We start from the raw sequence: 20,046 nt of genomic DNA on the forward strand, positions 1-20,046 counted from the left end.
TCACCAGGGGGCGGAAACCCCTGTCCCCGGCAGGGACCGCGGTCATATGATCCGCGCGTGTCCGCTCACCCCCCGCCCGGCCGGCCCGTGTTCGATCCCGCCGACCGCATCCCCGCCCTCGCCACCCTCCGCGACCGCGTCCAGCGCCAGGACTGGGATGGTGTCCGCGCCTCGTTCGACGCGCTCACCGACGAGGACGACCGCGCCGTCGCCTCGCGCGTCGTCGCCGACCTGCCCGACAGCGAACCGTTCCTCCGCCAGGCCGCCGACCGCGCTCCGCGCGATCCGCTCGCCCGCACCCTGCTCGCCGACCGGCTGATCCAGACCGCCTGGGGCATCCGGTCCCGCGCGCGCGCCGAGCACGTGTCGCGCCGGCAGTTCGACGAGTTCCACGCCCAGCTGCGGCACGCCGAGATGCTGCTCATCGACGTCTGCGCCGAGCACCCGCACTACGCGCTCGCCTGGTACCTGCGCCTCATGACCTCGCGCGGCCTGGAGCTCGGCCAGGGCGAGTCCCGGCGCCGCTACGACCGGCTCGCCGAGCACCACCCCCACCACTACGCGGGCCAGCAGCAGCTGCTCCAGCAGCTCTGCCCCAAGTGGAGCGGCAGCTGGGAGGCCGCCCACGCGTTCGCCGACGCGTGCGCGAAGGCCTCGCCCGCCGGCAGCCCGAACGCCGCCCTGGTCGCCATCGCCCAGCTGGAGCAGTTCATGGACGTGACGCGCAACGAGGACATCGAGGCCGCGCAGGCGTACGTACGCTCGCCCGAGAACCACGACCGGCTGCTCGCCGCCGCCGCGCACTCCGTCCTGCACCCGGATGCCCGTACGGACGCCCGTACGGACGCGTACGTGCAGGTCAACGCATACTGCGCCTTCGCGATCACCCACGGCGCGGCCCTGCACCCCGAGGCCGCGGCGCCGCACTTCCGCGCCCTCGGCGACCGCGCCAGCGAGTTCCCGTGGCACTACCTCGGCAACGGCGACCCCGAGACCCAATTCGTCCGCCACCGCACGAACGCGCTGGCGCAGGGCTGAGGACACGATGACGACCACCGGCAGCAACACGACCACGACGACCACCACCACCGGCACCCTCACCGACGAGGACGGCGTCGTCACCACCACCGTCGACGGCATCCGCACCGTCCTCGCCCCCCGCTCCGGCCTCCTCAGCGCCGGGCTGGTCTTCCGGGTGGGCCGCGCCGACGAGACCCTGGCCACCAGCGGCGTCACCCACCTCGTCGAGCACCTCGCCCTGTACCGCCAGGGCATGAGCGACGGGCACCACAACGGCGCCACGACCGCCACGTTCACCCACTTCCACGTCACCGGCACCCCCGCCGAAGTGGTCGCCTACCTCAACGGCGTGTGCGCCTCCCTGCGCGACCTCCCGATGGACCGGCTGGAGACCGAGAAGGAGATCCTGCGCACCGAGGCCGCCGGCCGCGTCCGCGGACCGGCCCACCTCGCCACCCTGTGGCGCTACGGAGCCCGCTCCTACGGCCTCACCGGCTACGCCGAGACCGGCCTGCGGCAACTGACCGGCGACACCGTCCGCGACTGGGCGCGCACGCGGTTCACCGCCGGGAACGCCGTCCTGTGGATCACCGGCGACACCGTCCCCGAGGGGCTGGACCTCGCGCTCCCCTCCGGCGAGTGGCATCCCGCGCCCGAGGCCACCTCCGCCCTGCCCGTCCTGCCCGCCTACTTCCAGGGCGACGACGGCGCCGTCGTCCTGACCTCCGTACTGCCGCGCTCCACCGGGGCGAGCCTGTTCGCCGAGGTCCTCGGCAAGGAGCTGCTGCGGGACCTGCGCCACAAGAGCGGGTACTCGTACACGGCGACGGCCGAGTACTCCCCGCGCGACGCCGGCTCCGCGACCGTCGTCGCCTACGCCGACGCGCTGCCGCACAAGCAGGACGCGATGGTCGGCGCCTTCGTCGACGTCCTCGCGAAGCTGCGGGCCGGCCGGATCGAACCGGCCGACCTGGAAGCCGTACGGGCCTCCGCGCTCGCGCGGCTCAACGGCCCCGAGCTCGCCTCCGCCCGGCTCCCCGGCCAGGCCGTGGACCTCCTGCTGCGCCACCGCCACCTCACCGTCGCCGAGGCGAGGGCCGAGATCGAGGCGGTCACCGTCGAAGCCCTGCACGAGGTCGCGCGCGCCCTGTGGGCCGGCGCCCTGATGCAGGTGCCCGGCCGGGGCGTGGACTGGGCGGGGCTCGCGGTCGCGCCCACCGGGTCCGAGGAGGTCGTCACGGGGCGGGCGCACCCGTCCCTGGCCGATCCGGGCACGGTCCTGACCGTGGCGGCCGACGGGGTCAGCCTGGTCACGGCGGCCAATCGGATCACCGTCCGCTACGCGGAGTGCTCCCTCGTGCAGGCCTACCCCGACGGCGCCCGCCATCTGGTCGGCCACGACGGGTTCACCCTCACCATCGAGCCGGCCCTGTTCGGGATCACCGCGGCCGACCTGGCCCCGCTCGACGCGTCCGTCCCGCCCTCCGTGGTCCTCGCGATGCCGCCCCGCGACCCGGCGCGCATCCCCCGTCCGCCCCAGCCCGCGCAGCCGGCCCAGCCGACCCGGGCGGCGGCCCCGGAGGCCCTCCCGGCCGCCCCGCAGGCCCCGCCCGCCGTCTGGTTCACCGTCCTCCTGTGGGTGCTCGGTGTCCCCGGGGTGCTCATCGGCGGATCGACGCTCGTGCTCGGCATCGTCATGGGTGACGAGCACGGCCAGATCGCCCAGGACAACGCGAAGTTCCTCTTCGACTACCTGCTCGTCGCGGGCGCCTTCCTGATCCCGTGGGGCGTCTGCATGAACCGCCGGATCAAGGGCAAGAACTGACCGGCGTACGACGACCGGCCACGGTACGCCGGAGGGCCGGCACCCCCTGCGGGGTGCCGGCCCTCCGGCGTGCGTACGGAAGTCCGGTCAGCGGTGGTGCTGCGAGTCCGCGACGGTGACCTCGACCCGCTGGAACTCCTTGAGCTCGCTGTAGCCGGTGGTGGCCATCGAGCGGCGCAGCGCCCCGAAGATGTTCATCGAGCCGTCCGGGGAGTGCGACGGGCCGGTGAGGATCTCCTCGGTGGTGCCGACCGTACCGAGGTCGACCTTCTTGCCGCGCGGCACGTCCTCGTGGACGGCCTCCATGCCCCAGTGGTTGCCCTTGCCGGGCGCGTCGGTGGCACGGGCCAGCGGGGAGCCCATCATCACGGCGTCGGCGCCGCAGGCGACGGCCTTCGGGATGTCGCCGGACCAGCCCACGCCGCCGTCGGCGATGACGTGCACGTAGCGGCCGCCGGACTCGTCCATGTAGTCGCGGCGGGCCGCGGCCACGTCCGCGACGGCGGTGGCCATCGGGACCTGGATGCCGAGCACGTTGCGCGTGGTGTGCGCGGCGCCGCCGCCGAAGCCGACCAGGACACCGGCCGCGCCGGTGCGCATCAGGTGCAGGGCCGCGGTGTAGGTGGCGCAGCCGCCCACGATGACCGGGACGTCGAGCTCGTAGATGAACTGCTTGAGGTTCAGCGGCTCGGCGGCGCCGGAGACGTGCTCCGCCGACACGGTGGTGCCGCGGATCACGAAGATGTCCACGCCCGCGTCGACGACGGCCTTGGAGAACTCGGCGGTGCGCTGCGGGGAGAGCGCGGCGGCGGTGACGACACCCGAGTCGCGCACCTCCTTGATGCGCCGGCGGATCAGGTCCGCCTGGATCGGGGCGGCGTAGATCTCCTGGAGACGGCGGGTGGCGGACTCCTCGTCCAGCTCCGCGATCTCGTCGAGCAGCGGCTGCGGGTCCTCGTACCGGGTCCACAGGCCTTCGAGGTTCAGCACGCCGAGGCCGCCGAGCTCGCCGATGCGGATCGCGGTCTGCGGGGAGACGACCGAGTCCATGGGGGCGGCCAGGAACGGGAGCTCGAAGCGGTAGGCGTCGATCTGCCAGGCGATCGAGACCTCCTTCGGGTCCCGGGTACGGCGGCTGGGGACGATGGCGATGTCATCGAACGCGTACGCCCGGCGGCCGCGCTTGCCGCGCCCGATCTCGATCTCAGTCACGTGTGGTGGCCTTTCCTCTGGGTCTGCCCGTCCAGTATCCCCGAAGGGCGGCGCGCCGCGTTCCGGTGACCGCTGTACGGACGCACGCGGCGGGCACGGCGAAGGGGCGGGCCCGTGCGGGCCCGCCCCTCGGCGCTGCTCGGATCAGCCCTTGCGGCTGTAGTTCGGAGCCTCGACGGTCATCTGGATGTCGTGCGGGTGGCTCTCCTTGAGGCCCGCCGAGGTGATCCGGACGAACCGGCCCCGGTCCTGGAGCTCCGGCACGGTGCGGCCGCCGACGTAGAACATCGACTGGCGCAGGCCGCCGACGAGCTGGTGCACGACCGCGGAGAGCGGGCCGCGGTAGGGGACCTGGCCCTCGATGCCCTCGGGGATGAGCTTGTCGTCGCCGCCCACGCCCTCCTGGAAGTAGCGGTCCTTGGAGAAGGACTTGCGGTCGCCGCGGGACTGCATCGCGCCGAGCGAGCCCATGCCGCGGTACGACTTGAACTGCTTGCCGTTGATGAAGAGCAGCTCGCCCGGGGATTCCTCGCAGCCCGCGAGCAGCGAGCCGAGCATCACCGTGTCGGCGCCCGCGACGAGCGCCTTGGCGATGTCGCCGGAGTACTGCAGTCCGCCGTCGCCGATGACCGGGACGCCGGCCGCCTTGGCGGCGAGGGCGGCCTCGTAGATCGCGGTGACCTGCGGGACGCCGATGCCGGCGACGACGCGGGTGGTGCAGATGGAGCCGGGGCCGACGCCGACCTTGATGCCGTCGCAGCCGGCGTCGATGAGTGCCTGGGCACCGTCGCGGGTGGCGATGTTGCCGCCGATGACGTCGACCGTCGAGTTGGACTTGATCTTGGAGACCATGTCGCCGACGAGGCGGGAGTGACCGTGGGCGGTGTCGACGACGATGAAGTCGGCGCCCGCCTCGATCAGGGCCTGGGCGCGGTCGTACGCGTCGCCGGCGACGCCGACGGCCGCGCCGACCAGCAGCCGGCCGTCCTTGTCCTTGGCGGCGTTCGGGTACTTCTCGGCCTTGACGAAGTCCTTGACCGTGATGAGGCCCTTGAGGATGCCGGACTCGTCGACGAGGGGCAGCTTCTCGATCTTGTGGCGGCGCAGCAGCTCCATGGCGTCCACGCCGGAGATGCCGACCTTGCCCGTGACCAGCGGCATCGGGGTCATGACCTCGCGCACCTGGCGGCTGCGGTCCGACTCGAAGGCCATGTCGCGGTTGGTGACGATGCCGAGCAGCTTGCCGGCCGGGTCGGTGACCGGGACGCCGGAGATGCGGAACTTCGCGCACAGCTCGTCGGCCTCGCGCAGGGTCGCGTCCGGGTGCACCGTGATCGGGTCGGTGACCATGCCGGACTCGGAGCGCTTGACCAGGTCGACCTGGTTGGCCTGGTCGGCGATGGAGAGGTTGCGGTGCAGAACGCCGACGCCGCCCTGGCGGGCCATCGCGATGGCCATGCGGGCCTCGGTGACCTTGTCCATGGCGGCGGAGAGCAGCGGGACGTTCACGCGGACGTTGCGCGAGATGAGGGAGGAGGTGTCGATCGCGTCCGGGGACATGTCCGACGAGCCGGGCAGCAGCAGCACGTCGTCGTACGTGAGGCCGAGTGTGGCGAATTTGTCGGGCACTCCGTCGGCGTTCACAGTCATGACACCTTCCCAGATGGTCTTGCTCAGCGCGGATGTCCATGCTAACGGGATCCCGACGCGTCTCATTCCACGACCAAGATCAAGGCCAAGGTTCGTCGTTTCCTACGATGAATGAACCCGGCGAACCCCGGCGAACCGGGATCATGCGCCCCCGCCGTTTCTCCTGCCCGGCGAGGCCGTTCTCCTGCCCGACGAGGCCGTTCTACTGCTCGGCGAGCGCGCGGAGCCGACTGAGCGCCCGGTGCTGGGCCACCCGTACGGCTCCGGGGGACATGCCGAGCATCTGCCCGGTCTCTTCGGCGGTCAGCCCGACGGCGACGCGCAGCACGAGGAGCTCGCGCTGGTTCTCCGGGAGGTTGGCCAGCAGCTTCTTGGCCCAGGCGGCGTCGCTGCTCAGCAGCGCGCGCTCTTCCGGGCCCAGCGAGTCGTCGGGCCGCTCCGGCATCTCGTCGGAGGGCACGGCCGTGCTGCCCGGGTGCCGCATGGCGGCCCGCTGCAGATCGGCGACCTTGTGCGCGGCGATGGCGAAGACGAAGGCCTCGAAGGGGCGCCCGGTGTCGCGGTAGCGCGGCAGCGCCATCAGGACGGCGACACAGACCTCCTGCGCCAGGTCCTCCACGAAGTGACGAGCGTCACCCGGGAGCCGCGAGAGCCGGGTGCGGCAATAGCGGATGGCGAGGGGGTGCACGAACGCGAGCAGATCGTGCGTGGCCTGCTCGTCGCCCTCGACCGCACGGCGTACGAGCGCGCCGACGGTGCCGTCGCCGCCGCCTCTGGCAGCGCCGGTGGAGCCTGTGACCGCGGGTGACCCCGGGGTCTCGTCGTCGCGCATCAATCCATGGTGCCTTGGCGCCGGGGCATTCGCGGCACTGCGGCCCGTGTTGTGCGTCGAAGCGTTATGCGGGGTGGGTGCACCGGAACTCATGCTCTGGCCCCTCCCCTCCCGCTCGGCCGAATCGCCCCCGAGGCGACATCTCCAGGATGCGCCACACCCTCAAGCATGCGGCATGCCGCGCGAAGCGACACGTCCCCCGGATTGTGCCCCGCCAATCCCCCGTCCGCAGCAGGTTGCGGGGGATCGATCGGAGGGGCCGCCGGGACCCGCCGCGGGAGCCCCGCCCGGCCCTGCCGCGACCGCGGCGCCGCCGGCCGGTGAGGGCCGGCGGTCGTGCGGTCAGCGGACCAGGCCCCAGCGGAACCCGAGCGCCACGGCGTGCGCCCGGTCCGAGGCGCCCAGCTTCTTGAACAGCCGGCGGGCGTGCGTCTTGACCGTGTCCTCGGAGAGGAAGAGCTCGCGCCCGATCTCCGCGTTGGACCGGCCGTGGCTCATGCCCTCCAGCACCTGGATCTCGCGCGCGGTGAGCGTGGGCGCGGCGCCCATCTCTGCCGAGCGCAGCCGGCGCGGGGCCAGCCTCCAGGTCGGGTCGGCGAGGGCCTGGGTGACCGTGGCCCGCAGTTCGGCGCGCGAGGCGTCCTTGTGCAGATAACCCCGGGCGCCGGCGGCGACCGCGAGGGCCACGCCGTCCAGGTCTTCGGCGACCGTCAGCATGATGATGCGGGCGCCGGGATCGGCCGAGAGCAGCCGGCGAACCGTCTCCACACCGCCGAGCCCTGGCATCCGTACATCCATCAGAATCAGGTCGGAGCGGTCGGCACCCCAGCGGCGGAGGACTTCCTCGCCGTTGGCGGCCGTCGTCACACGCTCGACGCCGGGCACGGTGGCAACCGCGCGGCGGAGCGCCTCTCGGGCAAGCGGGGAGTCGTCGCAGACGAGGACGGATGTCATGACCGCCCTCCGCAGCTGCTGATGCGCGTCACCTTGAGCCTCCAGGCTGGTACGTATCGTCACCTGTGCGGTCGATGCTCCCGGACACCTGTCCGAGAACTTCTTGGTTCAACCGCCTTCACACTCTCAACGATGGTCACTCGAAAGAGTTACGGGTCGGACGGACACCTTCGGCACTCTACGTGAGGAAGCGAACACGACGCGGGCACCACTCTCCGCGTGTCCTCCATCTAGCGTTATGCCCTATTTGGCGGCTTTCCTTCCGTTTGGCGCATGTCTGAGGCTAGATTCCCAATGAGTCATATTTACATCTACTACGACAGTAGGTGTGGAGACATGGACCGTATCCGCCTCAGTACCGGCACCAAGAGGACTACCAATGGCAGATTTCTCCCGCCTCCCCGGACCGAACGCCGACCTCTGGGACTGGCAGCTGCTGGCTGCCTGTCGCGGGGTCGACAGCTCCCTCTTCTTCCACCCGGAAGGTGAGCGGGGCGCGGCCAGGAGCGCGCGCGAGGCCTCGGCTAAAGAGGTCTGCATGCGATGCCCGGTGCGTGCGGAATGCGCCGCGCACGCACTCGCCGTCCGCGAGCCCTACGGGGTGTGGGGCGGCCTCACCGAGGACGAACGCGAAGAGCTGATGGGCCGAGCCCGTCATCGCCTGATCCCCGCGACGACCGTGATCGGACCGATCGCTCCGCACTGAGCGGACCGTTCGGGACCGACCGTCCACCCACCCGAAGGAACGTTTCTTCTATTCACACGGCACGCCCGCCGCGTCCCGCGCGGCGCGCACAACGTGCCGCGCACCGGCCAGGGACGCCACCCGACCGGCCGTACCCCCGTACGGTCTCTCGCGTGGCGGCCCGGCCCGGCCACGCCGGTGCCCCCGTACGAGGCTTCGTACGGGGGTGCCCGCGCGGGCTCAGCGCTTGGCCGCCCGCTCCAGCTCGGCCAGGGTCGCGGCCACCGCCGGCACCCGGGCCAGGTCCGGCAGGGTCAGGGCCACGACCTCGCGCTCGACGGCCGGTTCCACCACGAGGGTGCTCACGCCCTTGGCCCGTACGGACTCCACCGCGAGCTCCGGCAGCACGGCGACCCCGAGTCCGGCCCCGACCAGGCCGACCACGGCCGGGTAGTCGTCGGTGGCGAAGTCGATGCGCGGGGTGAATCCGACCCCCTCGCACACCTCGACCAGATGGCGGCGGCAGCGCGGGCAGCCCGCGATCCAGGGCTCGTCGGCCAGGTCCGCCATGCCCACCCGCTCCGCACCCGCCAGCCGGTGCCCCTCGGGGACCAGCCCGACGAGCCGGTCGGTCAGCAGCGGCCGGACCACGAGGTCCTCCCACTCGGCGGACGACCCCGAGGCGCCGCCGTAGCGGAAGGCCAGGGCGAGATCGCAGTCGCCCTCGCGCAGCATCTCCACCGAGCGCGGCGGCTCGGCTTCCACCAGCGAGATCCGGGTCCCCGGGTGCTCGGCGCGCATCGCCGCGAGCGCGGTGGGCACCAGCGTGGAACTGCCGCTGGGGAAGGAGACGAGCCGGACCCGGCCCGCGCGCAGCCCGGCGATGGCCGCGACCTCCTCCTCGGCGGCGGTCAGTCCGGCGAGGATCCCGGCGGCGTGGCGGACCAGCGCCTCACCGGCCTGGGTGAGGCGCATCTCGCGCCCGGTACGGATCAGCAGCGGGGTGCCGGCGGACAGCTCCAGCGCCTTCATCTGCTGGGAGACGGCCGGCTGGGTGCAGCCGAGCTCGCGGGCGGCGGCGGAGAATGACCCGGTTCCGGCGACAGCGCGCAGAACTCGGAGATGACGTGCCTCGATCACCCTTCGAGCATAAGGGATACTTTGATCGCGGCGCCAATAACCCCGTGCCGCTTTGAGGCGATTCGGCTAGCGTGGGGGCATGCATCTGATCTCCGTGAACCTCGGCCGCGCGACGGCCGTCGAATACACCGACTCGGAGGGTGGGATGACCGGCCACCGCAAGCTCCCCGCGTCCGGTCCCGTACGCGTCTTCGCCCCGGGCCCCAAGGGTGTCGCGGCGAGCGGTGTCGAGGGCGACGACGTCTGCGACCTGCGCCATCACGGCGGCGACCACCAGGCCGTGTACGCGTACGCCCGCGAGGACCTGGAGTGGTGGGAGGGCGAGCTGGAGCGCGAGCTGCCCGGCGGGCTGTTCGGCGAGAACTTCACGACCTCCGGCCTCGACGTGAACGGCGCGAAGCTCGGCGAGCGCTGGCGGGTCGGCCCCGATCTGGTCCTGGAGGTGGCCTCGGCGCGCATCCCGTGCCAGACGTTCCAGGGGTCGCTCGGCGAGAGGGCCTGGGTCAAGCGGTTCACCCGGGCCGCGCGGCCGGGCGCGTACCTGCGGGTGATCGAGGAGGGCCGGGTATCCCCCGGCGACACCATCGAGGTGCTGCACCGCCCCGATCACGAGGTGACGGTGGAGTTCTGGTTCCGCGCCTTCACCACCGAGCGGGAGCTGCTGGCGCGCACCCTGGCGGCGGGCGACGCGCTGGAGCCGTCGGTGCGGGACAAGGCGCTGGCGTATGTGGAGAAGTACGGGAACGACGGCCTCCCGCACGGGGGCTGACGCACCAGCCGGTACGGGAGGCGGCGCCCCGGGCGACTAGGTTGCGCGTATGACGACTGCGTTGATTACGGGATCCACGGCGGGCATCGGCGCCGCCTTCGCCCGGCGGCTCGCCGCCCAGGGGCACAACCTCGTCCTGGTGGCCCGGGACGGCAAGCGCCTCGGCGAGCAGGCCACCGAACTGCACGACCGACACGGCATCGAGGCCGAGGTGCTGGTCGCGGACCTCTCCACCGAGGAGGGCATCGCGGCGGTCGAGAAGCGCCTCGGCGACCGAAAGCACCCGGTGGACCTGCTGGTCAACAACGCGGGCTTCGGCAACAAGGGCCGCTACCTCGAGGTCCCCATGGCCGACGAGCTGACGATGCTGAAGGTGCACATCGAGGCCGTGCTGCGGCTGACCTCGGCGGCGACGGAGTCGATGCGCTCGCGCGGGCGCGGCGGCGTGATCAACGTCGCCTCGGTGGCCGCGTTCCTGCCGCGCGGCACCTACGGGGCGAGCAAGGCCTGGGTCGTGCAGTTCACGCAGGGTGCGGCGAAGGACCTGACGGGGTCGGGCGTCCGGCTGATGGCGCTCTGCCCGGGCTTCGTGCGCACCGAGTTCCACGAGCGCGCCGGCATGGGCACGGACAACATCCCCGGCTGGATGTGGCTGGACGCGGACAAGCTGGTGGCCGCGGCCCTGGCCGATCTGGCGCGGGGCAAGACGGTGTCGATCCCGGACCCGCGGTACAAGGCGCTGATGGGCCTGGTGAAGCTGACGCCGCGCGGGTTGCTGGGCGGGGTCTCCTCGCGTACGGGGCGCAAGTACGGGCCGCAGTAACCAGCCCAGCGGGTAAACGCGGCAAAAGGGTGAAATCTCCCTAGACTGGATGTGTCCCATCCAGCACGGGAGGCGACCGATGACATTCGTACAAGTAATCGATTACGAGACCGAGCGGTTCGACGAGATGAACGCCCTCATCGACCGCTGGGCGGAACAGGCCAGCGGCAAGCGCACGGTCACCCACACCCTGATCGGCAGGGACCGCGACTCCCAGACCCACTACCTCGACCTCGTCGAGTTCCCCTCGTACGAAGACGCCATGAAGAACTCTCAGCTCCCGGAGACCGACCGGATGTTCCAGGAGATGGTGGCTCTCTGCGAGGGCATGCCGAAGTTCATGAACCTCGACGTGGTCCGTGACGAGTACCTCAACAAGATCGTCGTGAACCGGCTGCTCGACGAGGTCATCGGGAAGGGCGACTTCGACGTCATCGACGAGTGCGTGGCGGCCGACTACGTCACCCACGACATCATGGAGAGCGAGGGCCAGGGCGGCGGCCGGGAGGGCATCCGGCAGACCATCGGCATGTGGCGCAACGCCTTCGACTTGAAGCTCGACGTGACGAACCAGATCGCCGAAGGGGACTGCGTCACCACGCTGTGGGACTGCAAGGGCACCCACAAGGGCGAGTTCATGGGGGTCGCGCCGACCGGCAAGGAAATAAGCATGTCGGGCTGTACGACGTGCCGGATCGAGAACGGCCAGATCGCGGAAGACTGGTGGTACTACGACGTCCCCAGCCTGATGCGGCAGTTGGGCATGATGCCCGGATAGCCGGCAGCCCCGCACCCGGAAACGGAAAGCCCCGGTCACCCCCGCTTGGCAGCGGTGACCGGGGCCTTCTCACGCCTCAGGCGTCAGCCTCAGTGGCTGTGGCCGTGACCGTGACCGGCGTCGGCCTCGTCGTCGGCCGGCTTCTCGACGACCAGGGTCTCGGTCGTGAGCAGCAGCGACGCGATGGAAGCGGCGTTCTCCAGGGCGGAGCGGGTGACCTTGACCGGGTCGATGACGCCGGCCTTGACCAGGTCGCCGTACTCGCCGGTGGCGGCGTTGAAGCCCTGACCCTTGTCGAGCTCGGCGACCTTCGAGGTGATGACGTAGCCCTCGAGGCCGGCGTTCTCGGCGATCCAGCGCAGCGGCTCGACGGCGGCGCGGCGCACGACCGCGACACCGGTGGCCTCGTCGCCGGTCAGGCCGAGGTTGCCCTCGAGGACCTTGACGGCGTGGACGAGCGCGGAGCCACCGCCGGAGACGATGCCCTCCTCGACCGCGGCGCGGGTCGCCGAGATGGCGTCCTCGAGACGGTGCTTCTTCTCCTTGAGCTCCACCTCGGTGGCGGCGCCGACCTTGATGACGCAGACGCCGCCGGCGAGCTTCGCCAGGCGCTCCTGCAGCTTCTCGCGGTCCCAGTCCGAGTCGGTCGACTCGATCTCGGCCTTGATCTGGTTGACGCGGCCGAGGACCTCGTCGGAGCTGCCGCCACCGTCGACGATGGTGGTGTTGTCCTTGGAGATCGTGACGCGGCGGGCGGAGCCCAGTACGTCCAGACCGGCCTGGTCGAGCTTGAGGCCGACCTCCTCGGCGATGACGGTGGCACCGGTGAGGGTGGCCATGTCCTGCAGCATCGCCTTGCGGCGGTCACCGAAGCCGGGCGCCTTGACGGCGACGGCGTTGAAGGTGCCACGGATCTTGTTGACGACGAGGGTGGAGAGCGCCTCGCCCTCGACGTCCTCGGCGATGATCAGGAGCGGCTTGGAGGCGCCGGCCTGGATGACCTTCTCCAGCAGCGGCAGGAGGTCCTGGATGGAGGAGATCTTGCCCTGGTTGATCAGGATGTACGGGTCATCGAGGATGGCCTCCATACGCTCCTGGTCGGAGACCATGTACGGGGACAGGTAGCCCTTGTCGAAGGCCATGCCCTCGGTGAACTCCAGCTCCAGGCCGAAGGCGTTGGACTCCTCGACGGTGATGACACCGTCCTTGCCGACCTTGTCCATCGCCTCGGCGATGAGATCGCCGACCTGCTGGTCCTGCGCGGAGAGCGCGGCCACGGCGGCGATGTCGGACTTGTCCTCGATCGGGCGGGCGGTCGCGAGGAGCTCCTCGGACACGGCCTTGACCGCGGCGTCGATGCCCTTCTTCAGGGCGGCCGGGGAAGCACCCGCGGCGACGTTGCGCAGACCCTCGCGGACCAGCGCCTGGGCCAGCACGGTGGCGGTGGTGGTGCCGTCACCCGCGACGTCGTTGGTCTTGGTGGCCACCTCCTTCACGAGCTGCGCGCCCAGGTTCTCGTACGGGTCGTCCAGCTCGACCTCGCGAGCGATGGTGACACCGTCGTTCGTGATGGTGGGAGCGCCGAACTTCTTGTCGATGACGACGTTGCGGCCCTTGGGGCCGATCGTCACCTTGACCGTGTCGGCAAGCTTGTTGACGCCGCGCTCGAGGGCGCGACGGGCGTCCTCGTCAAACTTAAGAATCTTCGGCATGGGAGCGGTTCAGCCCTCTCGTTGCGATCCCCGGCCGCTCACCGCGACCGCCTAGAACGAACTACGCCCCTCGCCGCCCGGCATCAGCAGGGGTGACCAGGGGCGTAGCTCAAAGCAAAACTGGAGAAGTGACTTACTTCTCGACGATCGCGAGCACGTCGCGGGCCGAGAGGACGAGGTACTCCTCGCCGTTGTACTTCACTTCGGTGCCGCCGTACTTGGAGTACAGGACGACGTCGCCGACGGTGACGTCCAGCGGGAGACGCTGGCCGTCCTCGAAGCGACCCGGGCCCACGGCAAGGACGACGCCCTCCTGGGGCTTCTCCTTCGCGGTGTCCGGGATGACCAGGCCAGAGGCCGTGGTCTGCTCGGCGTCGAGCGGCTGGACCACAATGCGGTCCTCAAGCGGCTTGATGGCAACCTTGGAGCTGGTGGTCGTCACGATCCGACCTCCCCCTTCGGAGATCCGGGGTTAACTGTCTGAGGTGGCGACCAGGTCGATCCGTCGTCGCGGGTGCCGGATCTGCCTGTCGCTGTGTTGGCACTCACCAGGGGCGAGTGCCAGACGCGAGACTATTCCGGGGATTAGCACTCGGTCAAGCGGAGTGCCAATACGCGCCGCCGGTTTCGCCGTCCTGGCCGCCTGGAGACGCCCCGGAACCCCGCCCCGGCCCGCCCGCCCGCGCCCCGCCGCGGACCCGCCGCGGACCCGCCCCGGGCTCCGCCCGAGCCTGGGCCGACGCGCCCCCGCCCGGCCCTCTCCCGAACCCGCCCAGGCACTGCCCGCCGCGCCCCGCCCGGGCTCGTCCCGCCCGGCCGGTCGGTGCTCGACGTCCGGGGGCCCGAGCAGGGTGGTCCGGTATGTGACGCTTGGTGCATGCGCATCCTGGTCGTCGAAGACGAAGTGGGCCTCGCCGAATCGTTGCGGCGCGGGCTCGGCGTCGACGGGCACTGGATCGACCTCGCCCACGACGGGCACCGGGGGCTGGACCTCGCCCTCACCGGGGGGCCGTACGACGTCGTGCTCCTCGACCTGATGCTCCCCGGACTCTCGGGCTACGAGATCTGCAGGCGCATGCGTGCCCACGGCGACTCCACGCCCGTCCTCATGCTGACCGCCAAGGACGGCGAGTACGACGAGGCCGAGGGCCTCGACTCCGGCGCCGACGACTACCTCACGAAGCCGTTCTCCTTCGTCGTCCTCGCCGCCCGGCTGCGCGCGCTCACCCGCCGGGCCGCCGCCCCGCGCCCCAGCGTGCTCCAGGCCGGCGACCTCTTCCTCGACCCGCGCGGCCGCCGCTGCCGCCGCGGCCCGCACGAGATCGAGCTGACCGCCCGCGAGCTCGGCGTACTGGCCTGCCTGATGGAGCAGCCCGGCCGGGCCGTCGCCAAGCTGGACATCCTCGACGAGGTCTGGGACACCCCGCACGGCATCGACCCGAACATCGTCGAGGTCTACGTCTCCTCGCTCCGCCGGAAGATCGACGCCCCCTTCGGCCGCCGCTCGATCCTCACCGTCCACGGCACCGGCTACCGGATGGCGCCTGACGGTGGATAGGGCACGACCGCGGCCCCCGTCCACGTCGCGGCCGCCGTCCCCGTCGCGGCCGCCGCCCCCGTCCCCGTCCACGTCCGCGTCGCGGCCCCGGCGCCTCGGCAGCCTGCGGGCCCGCGCCGCCGCGGCCGCCGCCCTCGCGATGGCCGCCGTCCTCGCCACCGGCGGGCTGTGGCTGTACACGCTGCTGCGCGCCAACCTCATCGAGAACACCACCGGCCGCACCGAGCTCGCCGCCCGCAAGGTCGCCGCCCAGTTCGACACCGCGGCCCTCCCGGCCGGCAGCCGGCTGCCCGCGCCCGAGGGCGGGGTCGACCTGGTCCTCGTACGGGACGCGGCCGGCGCGATCGTGGCCACCAGCGGGGACGGGAAGCAAACCCCCGGGCTCGCCGGGCTGCCTCCCGCGCCCGGCGACGACGCGCGGTCGGCAGTCCTGCCGCCCGCGCGCCCCGGCGCGCAGCGGCGCGTGGTGGTCGCCGTGGAGGCGCCCGGCCCGCCGGGGGTGCACGCCCCGCACACCGTCTACGCCATGACCGTGCTCGGTGACGTCGACGACGCCAACCGGGCCGTCGCGCTCGGCCTGCTGGCCGGCGCGCCCCCGCTGATCGCCTTCTCGGCGGCCCTGGCCTGGTGGGTGACGGGGCACGCGCTGCGCCCCGTCACCGCGATCCGCACCGAGCTGGCGGCGGTCACCGCGAGCGAGCTGGACCGCCGGGTCCCGGACCCGGGCGGCGCCGACGAGATCGCGCGGCTGGCCCGGACCGTCAACGAGACGCTCGACCGGCTGGAGCGCGGTGACGCCCGCCAGCGGCAGTTCACCGCCGACGCCTCGCACGAGCTGCGCAACCCCCTCGCGGCCGTCCGGTCCCGCCTGGAGGTGGCGCTGCGGGACCCCGACCGGGAGTCGGTGGCGGCCGCGCTGGCCGATACCGAGCGGCTCCAGGGCATCGCGGCCGATCTGCTCCTGCTGGCCCGCCTCGACGGCGGGCCCGCGCCGCGCACCGAGCCGGTGGACCTCGCGCTGCTGGCCGCCGAGGACCTGGCGCGGCGCCCGGAGCCCAGGGTCGCGATGCGGCTGGACGCGCGGGCCCCCGTAGCGGCCGCCGGAGATCCGGCGCGACTGGAGCGGGCGCTGGCCAACCTCGTGGACAACGCCCTGCGGTACGCCCGCACCGGGGTCACCGTCCGGGCGGCTTCGAGCGGGGACGGCTGGGCGCTGCTGGAGGTCGAGGACGACGGGCCGGGCATCCCGGAGGCGGACCGGGACCGGGTCTTCGAGCGGTTCGTACGACTGGACGCGGACCGGGGCCGCACCAGCGGAGGCACCGGCCTGGGCCTGGCCATCGCCCGGGAGATCGCGCGGGCGCACGGCGGCGAGGTCCGCGCGCTCCCGGCGTCCGCCGGGGGCGCGGGCGCACGGCTCCTGCTGCGCGTGCCGGAGCGCGGGCCCGCTCCGCCCCGCCCCTGAAGGCGGCTTCAGGACCCTCAGGATTCCTTCAGCAGCGCTCCCCCACCATCGACAGGCATGAGCGCGCACCGCAGGAAGCCCCCGGGACGGGAACGGCCGCAGGCCCCCGCGACCCGCCGCCGCAGGCCCTCGCGCCGGATCCGGCTCGTCCGCACCCTGCTGGCGGCCGGCTGCGCGCTGGCGGTGACCGGCGGCGGCTCGGCCTGGTACCTGTACCGGGACCTGGCCGCCAGCATCGGCAGTTCCAAAGCCCTCGAGGGCGCCGAGAAGTCGAAGTCCGGCGATACGAACATCCTGCTGATGGGCCTGGACAGCCGTCGCGACCAGAACGGCGAGGACCTCCCGCCGGAGGTCCTCGACAAGCTGCACGCGGGCGCGAGCTCGGACGTCGGCGGCTACAACGCCAACACCCTGATCCTGGTCCACCTCCCCGGCGACGGGAGCAAGGCGAAGGCCTTCTCGGTGCCGCGCGACGACTTCGTCGACCTGCACGGCGTGCCCGGGTACACGGGCAAGGCCAAGATCAAGGAGGCGTACGGGCGGGCGAAGGCCAAGACCGAGGAGCAGCTCTCCGCCCGGGGCGTCACGGACAAGCGGCAGCTGGAGCGCGAGGGGCGCGAGGCGGGCCGCAAGGCGGAGATCGAGACGGTCCGCAGCTTCCTGGGGGTCCCGATCGACCACTTCGCCGAGCTGAACCTGGCCGGTTTCTACCACCTGGCGGACGCGCTGGACGGCGTACCGGTGTGCCTGAACCACGCGGTGAAGGACAAGAACTCCGGGGCCGACTTCGCGGCGGGACGGCACACGCTGAACGGGCAGCAGTCGCTGGCCTTCGTCCGGCAGCGGATGGGGCTGACCATGGGCGATCTGGACCGGACGAAGCGGCAGCAGGCCTTCCTCGCGGGGGCGACGTACAAGCTGAATCAAGCCGGAACCTTCACCGATCCGGTGAAACTGATCAAGCTGATCGACACCGCGAAACAGGACGTCGTCACTGATCAGGGGTGGGATCTGCTGGCGTTCCTCAAGCAGGCCAAGAGCCTGTCCGGGGGCAACGTCGAGTTTGTGACCCTTCCCATCGAGCGCTTCGACAGGAACCATGGCACCGATATAAACGTCGTAGACGATATGAAGATAAAGCGCCTCATTGCCGAGCAGATCGGTTCCAGGGCCTCTGCGAGCCCGGGCGCACCGGGCGCCGCTCCCTCATCGGCGGGCACGCCGGCGCCGGGTCAGCCCACGCCGGGTCAGCCCGCGCCGGCCCCGGCCGCGTCCTCCCCGGGCTCCGCCCCCGCGCCCACCCCGTCAAAGGAAGACAGCGGCATCCCCGCCATCGACGGCGGCGGCATCCCGTGCGTGGACTGAAACCCCTGACGTCGGCGGGCGCGCGCCGCCGCACCGAAGCGCTGCTGCTCGTCCTCGTCCTCGCTGTGACCATTTCCGGCCACATCAGCGCGAGCCTCGCGATGAACGACACGCTGCCGCCCGGCCTCACCGGCTTCGTGATCAGCATGACGCTGCTCGCGCTGGTGGGGCACTTGGCCGTGCGCCGGTTCGCGGCGTACGCGGATCCGCTGATCTTCCCGCTCGCCCTGCTGCTGACCGGGATGGGGCTGGTGCTGCTGCACCGCCTCGACCAGGGGTACCTGGAGCGGTACAACTCGCCGGCGACGGCGCCCGGCCAGCTGATGTGGTCGGTGGTAGGCGTCGCGGCCTGCATCGCGGTGCTGGGGGTCCTGCGCGACCACCGGCTGCTGCAGCGGTTCATCTACATCACGATGGTCCTCGCACTGGTGGCGCTGATCGCGCCGGCGTTTTTCGGCGCGGACACCTACGGGGCGAAGCGCTGGATCGTCATCGGCGGGCTCTCGCTGCAGCCCGGCGAGTTCGTGAAGATCATGATCGCGGTCTTCTTCGCGGGCTACCTGGTCATCCACCGCGACTCGCTGGCCCTGTCCGGCCGCAAGGTCCTCGGCATGCGCCTGCCCCCGATGCGCCAGCTCGGACCGATCATCACGGTGTGGATCGTGTCGCTGCTCGTCCTCGTCTTCGAGCGCGACCTCGGCACCTCGCTGATCTTCTTCGGCGTCTTCGTGGTGATGCTCTACGTCGCCACCGAGCGCACCAGCTGGATCATCTGCGGCCTGCTCATGTCGTGCGTGGGCGCCTTCGTCGTGGGCTCGACGGAACCGCACGTCAAGGCGCGCGTGGCCGCGTGGCTCAACCCGCTGTCCTACTACGCGAACCCCCGGCCGCCGGGCATCGTCTCGGACCAGTCCGCGCAGGCGCTGTTCAGCTTCGGCACCGGCGGCATCACGGGCACGGGGCTCGGCATGGGCCACCCGGAACTGCTCGGATTCGCCGGCCGCAGCGACTTCATCCTGACGACGGTGGGCGAGGAGCTCGGCCTGGCCGGCGTCATGGCCGTCCTCGTCCTGTACGCACTCCTCGTGCAGCGGGGGCTGCGCATGGCGCTGGGCGCGCGCGACCCCTTCGGCAAGCTGCTCGCGGTGGGCCTGTCGTCGGCGCTGGCCCTGCAGGTCTTCGTCGTGGCGGGCGGCGTCACGGGCCTGATCCCGCTGACGGGCAAGGCCCTGCCCTTCCTGGCCAGCGGCGGCTCGTCCCTGCTGGCCAACTGGATCATGATCGCCCTGCTGCTGCGCATCTCCGACAGCGCGGAACGCCAGCGCGAGGCGGACAGTCTCGGACCGGTGGAAACGACGATCACGCCGGTACTGAGCCCGACGACCTAGAGGTAGTCCTCCAGCCGCCCGATCCTGTACCCCTGCTCCTGTATCCGCTGGAGCATCCGCGTCGTCATCTCGGTCTCCGTCGTGCCCTTGAGCTCCGACGGGCCGCGGAAGTGGGCCAGGACGATGTCACCCGGCTTGAGCGCGGCGCCCTCGGCGTACTGGAAGTTGTTGATCTGCATCGACACGCGCCACAGGAGCAGCTGCGATATCCCGCACTCGTGCGCGGCCCTGAGGGTGTCGTCGTTGTAGTTCCCGTACGGCGGGCGGAAGAGGGGCGGCTTCGTGCCGAAGCGCTTCTCCAGGCGTTCCTGCTGCCCGCATATCTCCTTCTTCTGCGCCTCGAAGGGCAGGGTCCGCAGATTCGGGTGCGTCAGGGTGTGGTTGTTTATCGTGCTGTTGGAGCCGTTGTCGCGGAGCTTCTCGAAGTGGCCGTAGTCCGACGAGGCGATGTTGTCCGTCAGGAACATGCCGATCGGCAGCTTCAGGTCGGCGGCCATCTTCAGGAACTCGGGGCTCTTCTCGGCGCCGTCGTCGAACGTCAGGAAGACGACCTTGTCGTCCGCCGGGACGGGTATTCGGTCCAGGACCTGGACCCTGCCCGGCTTCGCCGGCGGGATCGGGGGTTTGGCCGCCGGCTTGGGGGCGTACTGGAGGGGGGCGCTCAGGCCCCACTTCTTGTACGCCTCGTCCCCCGCGGCGCTCGATCCGCCCGTCGATCCGGCCCCCGCCCCGGAGGGGGAGGGCGAAGGCGACGCGGACTCCTTGCCCTCCGTCGCCTTGCGGCCCATCCGTTCGGTGGGTTGCACGCTGTCCCCGCACCCCGTCAGGGACAGCGCGAGCGCGCCGGCCGCCAGCGTTCCGGCTACCAAC

General features: G+C 71.6%; 18 protein-coding genes. 10 read left to right on the forward strand and 8 right to left on the reverse strand.

Annotated elements, in window-relative coordinates:
• Positions 1 to 57: 57 nt before the first annotated feature.
• Together J7F03_RS01655 and J7F03_RS01660 are read left to right on the forward strand one after the other, a co-directional pair.
• Positions 58 to 1,038 (forward strand): hypothetical protein, encoded by a 981-nt coding sequence (locus tag J7F03_RS01655; RefSeq protein WP_214946804.1) that lies wholly within the window; start codon positions 58 to 60, stop codon positions 1,036 to 1,038.
• A gap of 7 nt (positions 1,039 to 1,045) precedes the next feature.
• A complete protein-coding gene (locus J7F03_RS01660; protein ID WP_214946805.1) occupies positions 1,046 to 2,845 on the forward strand; it encodes a pitrilysin family protein in 1,800 nt (599 codons plus the stop codon).
• An 87-nt stretch (positions 2,846 to 2,932) separates the two neighbouring features.
• Here J7F03_RS01660 and J7F03_RS01665 read toward each other — a convergent pair whose 3' ends face one another.
• The 4 genes from J7F03_RS01665 to J7F03_RS01680 form a co-directional block, all read right to left on the reverse strand.
• Complete coding sequence (locus tag J7F03_RS01665) at positions 2,933 to 4,057, reverse strand: GuaB3 family IMP dehydrogenase-related protein (RefSeq protein WP_214946806.1); 1,125 nt, start codon at positions 4,055 to 4,057, stop codon at positions 2,933 to 2,935.
• A 144-nt stretch (positions 4,058 to 4,201) separates the two neighbouring features.
• Positions 4,202 to 5,707: an IMP dehydrogenase gene (gene guaB, locus J7F03_RS01670; RefSeq protein WP_214946807.1), complete on the reverse strand. Its 1,506-nt coding sequence runs from the start codon at positions 5,705 to 5,707 to the stop codon at positions 4,202 to 4,204.
• Between the two features lie 202 nt (positions 5,708 to 5,909).
• Complete coding sequence (locus J7F03_RS01675) at positions 5,910 to 6,539, reverse strand: sigma-70 family RNA polymerase sigma factor (protein ID WP_214946808.1); 630 nt, start codon at positions 6,537 to 6,539, stop codon at positions 5,910 to 5,912.
• A gap of 342 nt (positions 6,540 to 6,881) precedes the next feature.
• Complete coding sequence (locus J7F03_RS01680) at positions 6,882 to 7,493, reverse strand: response regulator transcription factor (protein WP_003948568.1); 612 nt, start codon at positions 7,491 to 7,493, stop codon at positions 6,882 to 6,884.
• A 379-nt stretch (positions 7,494 to 7,872) separates the two neighbouring features.
• On the opposite strand from J7F03_RS01680, the gene J7F03_RS01685 reads away from it, so the two are divergent.
• Positions 7,873 to 8,199 (forward strand): WhiB family transcriptional regulator, encoded by a 327-nt coding sequence (locus tag J7F03_RS01685; RefSeq protein ID WP_214946809.1) that lies wholly within the window; start codon positions 7,873 to 7,875, stop codon positions 8,197 to 8,199.
• A gap of 219 nt (positions 8,200 to 8,418) precedes the next feature.
• Here J7F03_RS01685 and J7F03_RS01690 read toward each other — a convergent pair whose 3' ends face one another.
• On the reverse strand, positions 8,419 to 9,318 hold the full coding sequence (locus J7F03_RS01690) for a LysR family transcriptional regulator (RefSeq protein WP_214946810.1): 900 nt from the start codon (positions 9,316 to 9,318) through the stop codon (positions 8,419 to 8,421).
• Between the two features lie 79 nt (positions 9,319 to 9,397).
• Between J7F03_RS01690 and J7F03_RS01695 the strand changes: the two genes are divergently transcribed.
• The 3 genes from J7F03_RS01695 (at position 9,398) to J7F03_RS01705 (ending at position 11,688) form a co-directional block, all read left to right on the forward strand.
• Entirely contained in the window at positions 9,398 to 10,087 is a 690-nt protein-coding gene (locus J7F03_RS01695) for an MOSC domain-containing protein (RefSeq protein ID WP_214946811.1), read from the forward strand.
• Positions 10,088 to 10,136: 49 nt separating this feature from the next.
• A complete protein-coding gene (locus J7F03_RS01700; RefSeq protein WP_214946812.1) occupies positions 10,137 to 10,910 on the forward strand; it encodes an SDR family oxidoreductase in 774 nt (257 codons plus the stop codon).
• A gap of 79 nt (positions 10,911 to 10,989) precedes the next feature.
• On the forward strand, positions 10,990 to 11,688 hold the full coding sequence (locus J7F03_RS01705) for an ester cyclase (protein ID WP_214946813.1): 699 nt from the start codon (positions 10,990 to 10,992) through the stop codon (positions 11,686 to 11,688).
• Between the two features lie 89 nt (positions 11,689 to 11,777).
• Here J7F03_RS01705 and groL read toward each other — a convergent pair whose 3' ends face one another.
• On the reverse strand, positions 11,778 to 13,400 hold the full coding sequence (gene groL / locus J7F03_RS01710) for a chaperonin GroEL (RefSeq protein ID WP_214946814.1): 1,623 nt from the start codon (positions 13,398 to 13,400) through the stop codon (positions 11,778 to 11,780).
• Positions 13,401 to 13,533: 133 nt separating this feature from the next.
• Positions 13,534 to 13,842, reverse strand: a complete 309-nt coding sequence (gene groES, locus J7F03_RS01715) for a co-chaperone GroES (RefSeq protein ID WP_008739621.1) — start codon at positions 13,840 to 13,842, stop codon at positions 13,534 to 13,536.
• Positions 13,843 to 14,277: 435 nt separating this feature from the next.
• Here groES and J7F03_RS01720 point away from each other — a divergent pair, with 435 nt between their 5' ends.
• From J7F03_RS01720 to J7F03_RS01735, 4 genes are read left to right on the forward strand one after another with little or no spacing between them, the layout of a single operon-like run.
• Positions 14,278 to 14,958 carry a response regulator transcription factor gene (locus J7F03_RS01720; protein WP_214946815.1) on the forward strand — a complete coding sequence of 227 codons (681 nt, stop codon included), beginning with the start codon at positions 14,278 to 14,280 and terminating at the stop codon, positions 14,956 to 14,958.
• Complete coding sequence (locus J7F03_RS42235) at positions 14,951 to 16,423, forward strand: cell wall metabolism sensor histidine kinase WalK (protein WP_214946816.1); 1,473 nt, start codon at positions 14,951 to 14,953, stop codon at positions 16,421 to 16,423. The genes J7F03_RS01720 and J7F03_RS42235 overlap by 8 nt, the downstream gene beginning before the upstream one ends.
• Positions 16,424 to 16,480: 57 nt before the next feature.
• The gene (locus J7F03_RS01730; RefSeq protein ID WP_214946817.1) at positions 16,481 to 17,788 is read left to right on the forward strand and encodes an LCP family protein; all 1,308 of its coding nucleotides are present in this window, start codon (positions 16,481 to 16,483) and stop codon (positions 17,786 to 17,788) included.
• Positions 17,776 to 19,176 (forward strand): FtsW/RodA/SpoVE family cell cycle protein, encoded by a 1,401-nt coding sequence (locus J7F03_RS01735; RefSeq protein ID WP_214946818.1) that lies wholly within the window; start codon positions 17,776 to 17,778, stop codon positions 19,174 to 19,176. Before J7F03_RS01730 ends, J7F03_RS01735 begins: the two co-directional genes overlap by 13 nt.
• Here J7F03_RS01735 and J7F03_RS01740 read toward each other — a convergent pair.
• Positions 19,173 to 20,045 carry a polysaccharide deacetylase family protein gene (locus J7F03_RS01740; protein WP_251071290.1) on the reverse strand — a complete coding sequence of 291 codons (873 nt, stop codon included), beginning with the start codon at positions 20,043 to 20,045 and terminating at the stop codon, positions 19,173 to 19,175. The two genes, J7F03_RS01735 and J7F03_RS01740, sit on opposite strands and share 4 nt — an antisense overlap.
• Between the last annotated feature and the right edge of the window lies 1 nt (position 20,046).

Origin of the sequence: Streptomyces sp. ISL-43 (assembly GCF_018614195.1) — a bacterium.
Taxonomy (GTDB): domain Bacteria; phylum Actinomycetota; class Actinomycetes; order Streptomycetales; family Streptomycetaceae; genus Streptomyces.

Excerpts from the sequence above, each read along its gene's own strand:
- J7F03_RS01705 (WP_214946813.1), top strand. The coding sequence starts at position 10,990 with ATGACATTCGTACAAGTAATCGATTACGAGACCGAGCGGTTCGACGAG.
- J7F03_RS01680 (WP_003948568.1), bottom strand. The coding sequence starts at position 7,493 with ATGACATCCGTCCTCGTCTGCGACGACTCCCCGCTTGCCCGAGAGGCG.
- J7F03_RS01685 (WP_214946809.1), top strand. The coding sequence starts at position 7,873 with ATGGCAGATTTCTCCCGCCTCCCCGGACCGAACGCCGACCTCTGGGAC.
- guaB (WP_214946807.1), bottom strand. The coding sequence starts at position 5,707 with ATGACTGTGAACGCCGACGGAGTGCCCGACAAATTCGCCACACTCGGC.
- J7F03_RS01730 (WP_214946817.1), top strand. The coding sequence starts at position 16,481 with ATGAGCGCGCACCGCAGGAAGCCCCCGGGACGGGAACGGCCGCAGGCC.
- J7F03_RS01660 (WP_214946805.1), top strand. The coding sequence starts at position 1,046 with ATGACGACCACCGGCAGCAACACGACCACGACGACCACCACCACCGGC.
- J7F03_RS01700 (WP_214946812.1), top strand. The coding sequence starts at position 10,137 with ATGACGACTGCGTTGATTACGGGATCCACGGCGGGCATCGGCGCCGCC.
- J7F03_RS01720 (WP_214946815.1), top strand. The coding sequence starts at position 14,278 with ATGCGCATCCTGGTCGTCGAAGACGAAGTGGGCCTCGCCGAATCGTTG.
- J7F03_RS01675 (WP_214946808.1), bottom strand. The coding sequence starts at position 6,539 with ATGCGCGACGACGAGACCCCGGGGTCACCCGCGGTCACAGGCTCCACC.
- J7F03_RS01695 (WP_214946811.1), top strand. The coding sequence starts at position 9,398 with ATGCATCTGATCTCCGTGAACCTCGGCCGCGCGACGGCCGTCGAATAC.
- groL (WP_214946814.1), bottom strand. The coding sequence starts at position 13,400 with ATGCCGAAGATTCTTAAGTTTGACGAGGACGCCCGTCGCGCCCTCGAG.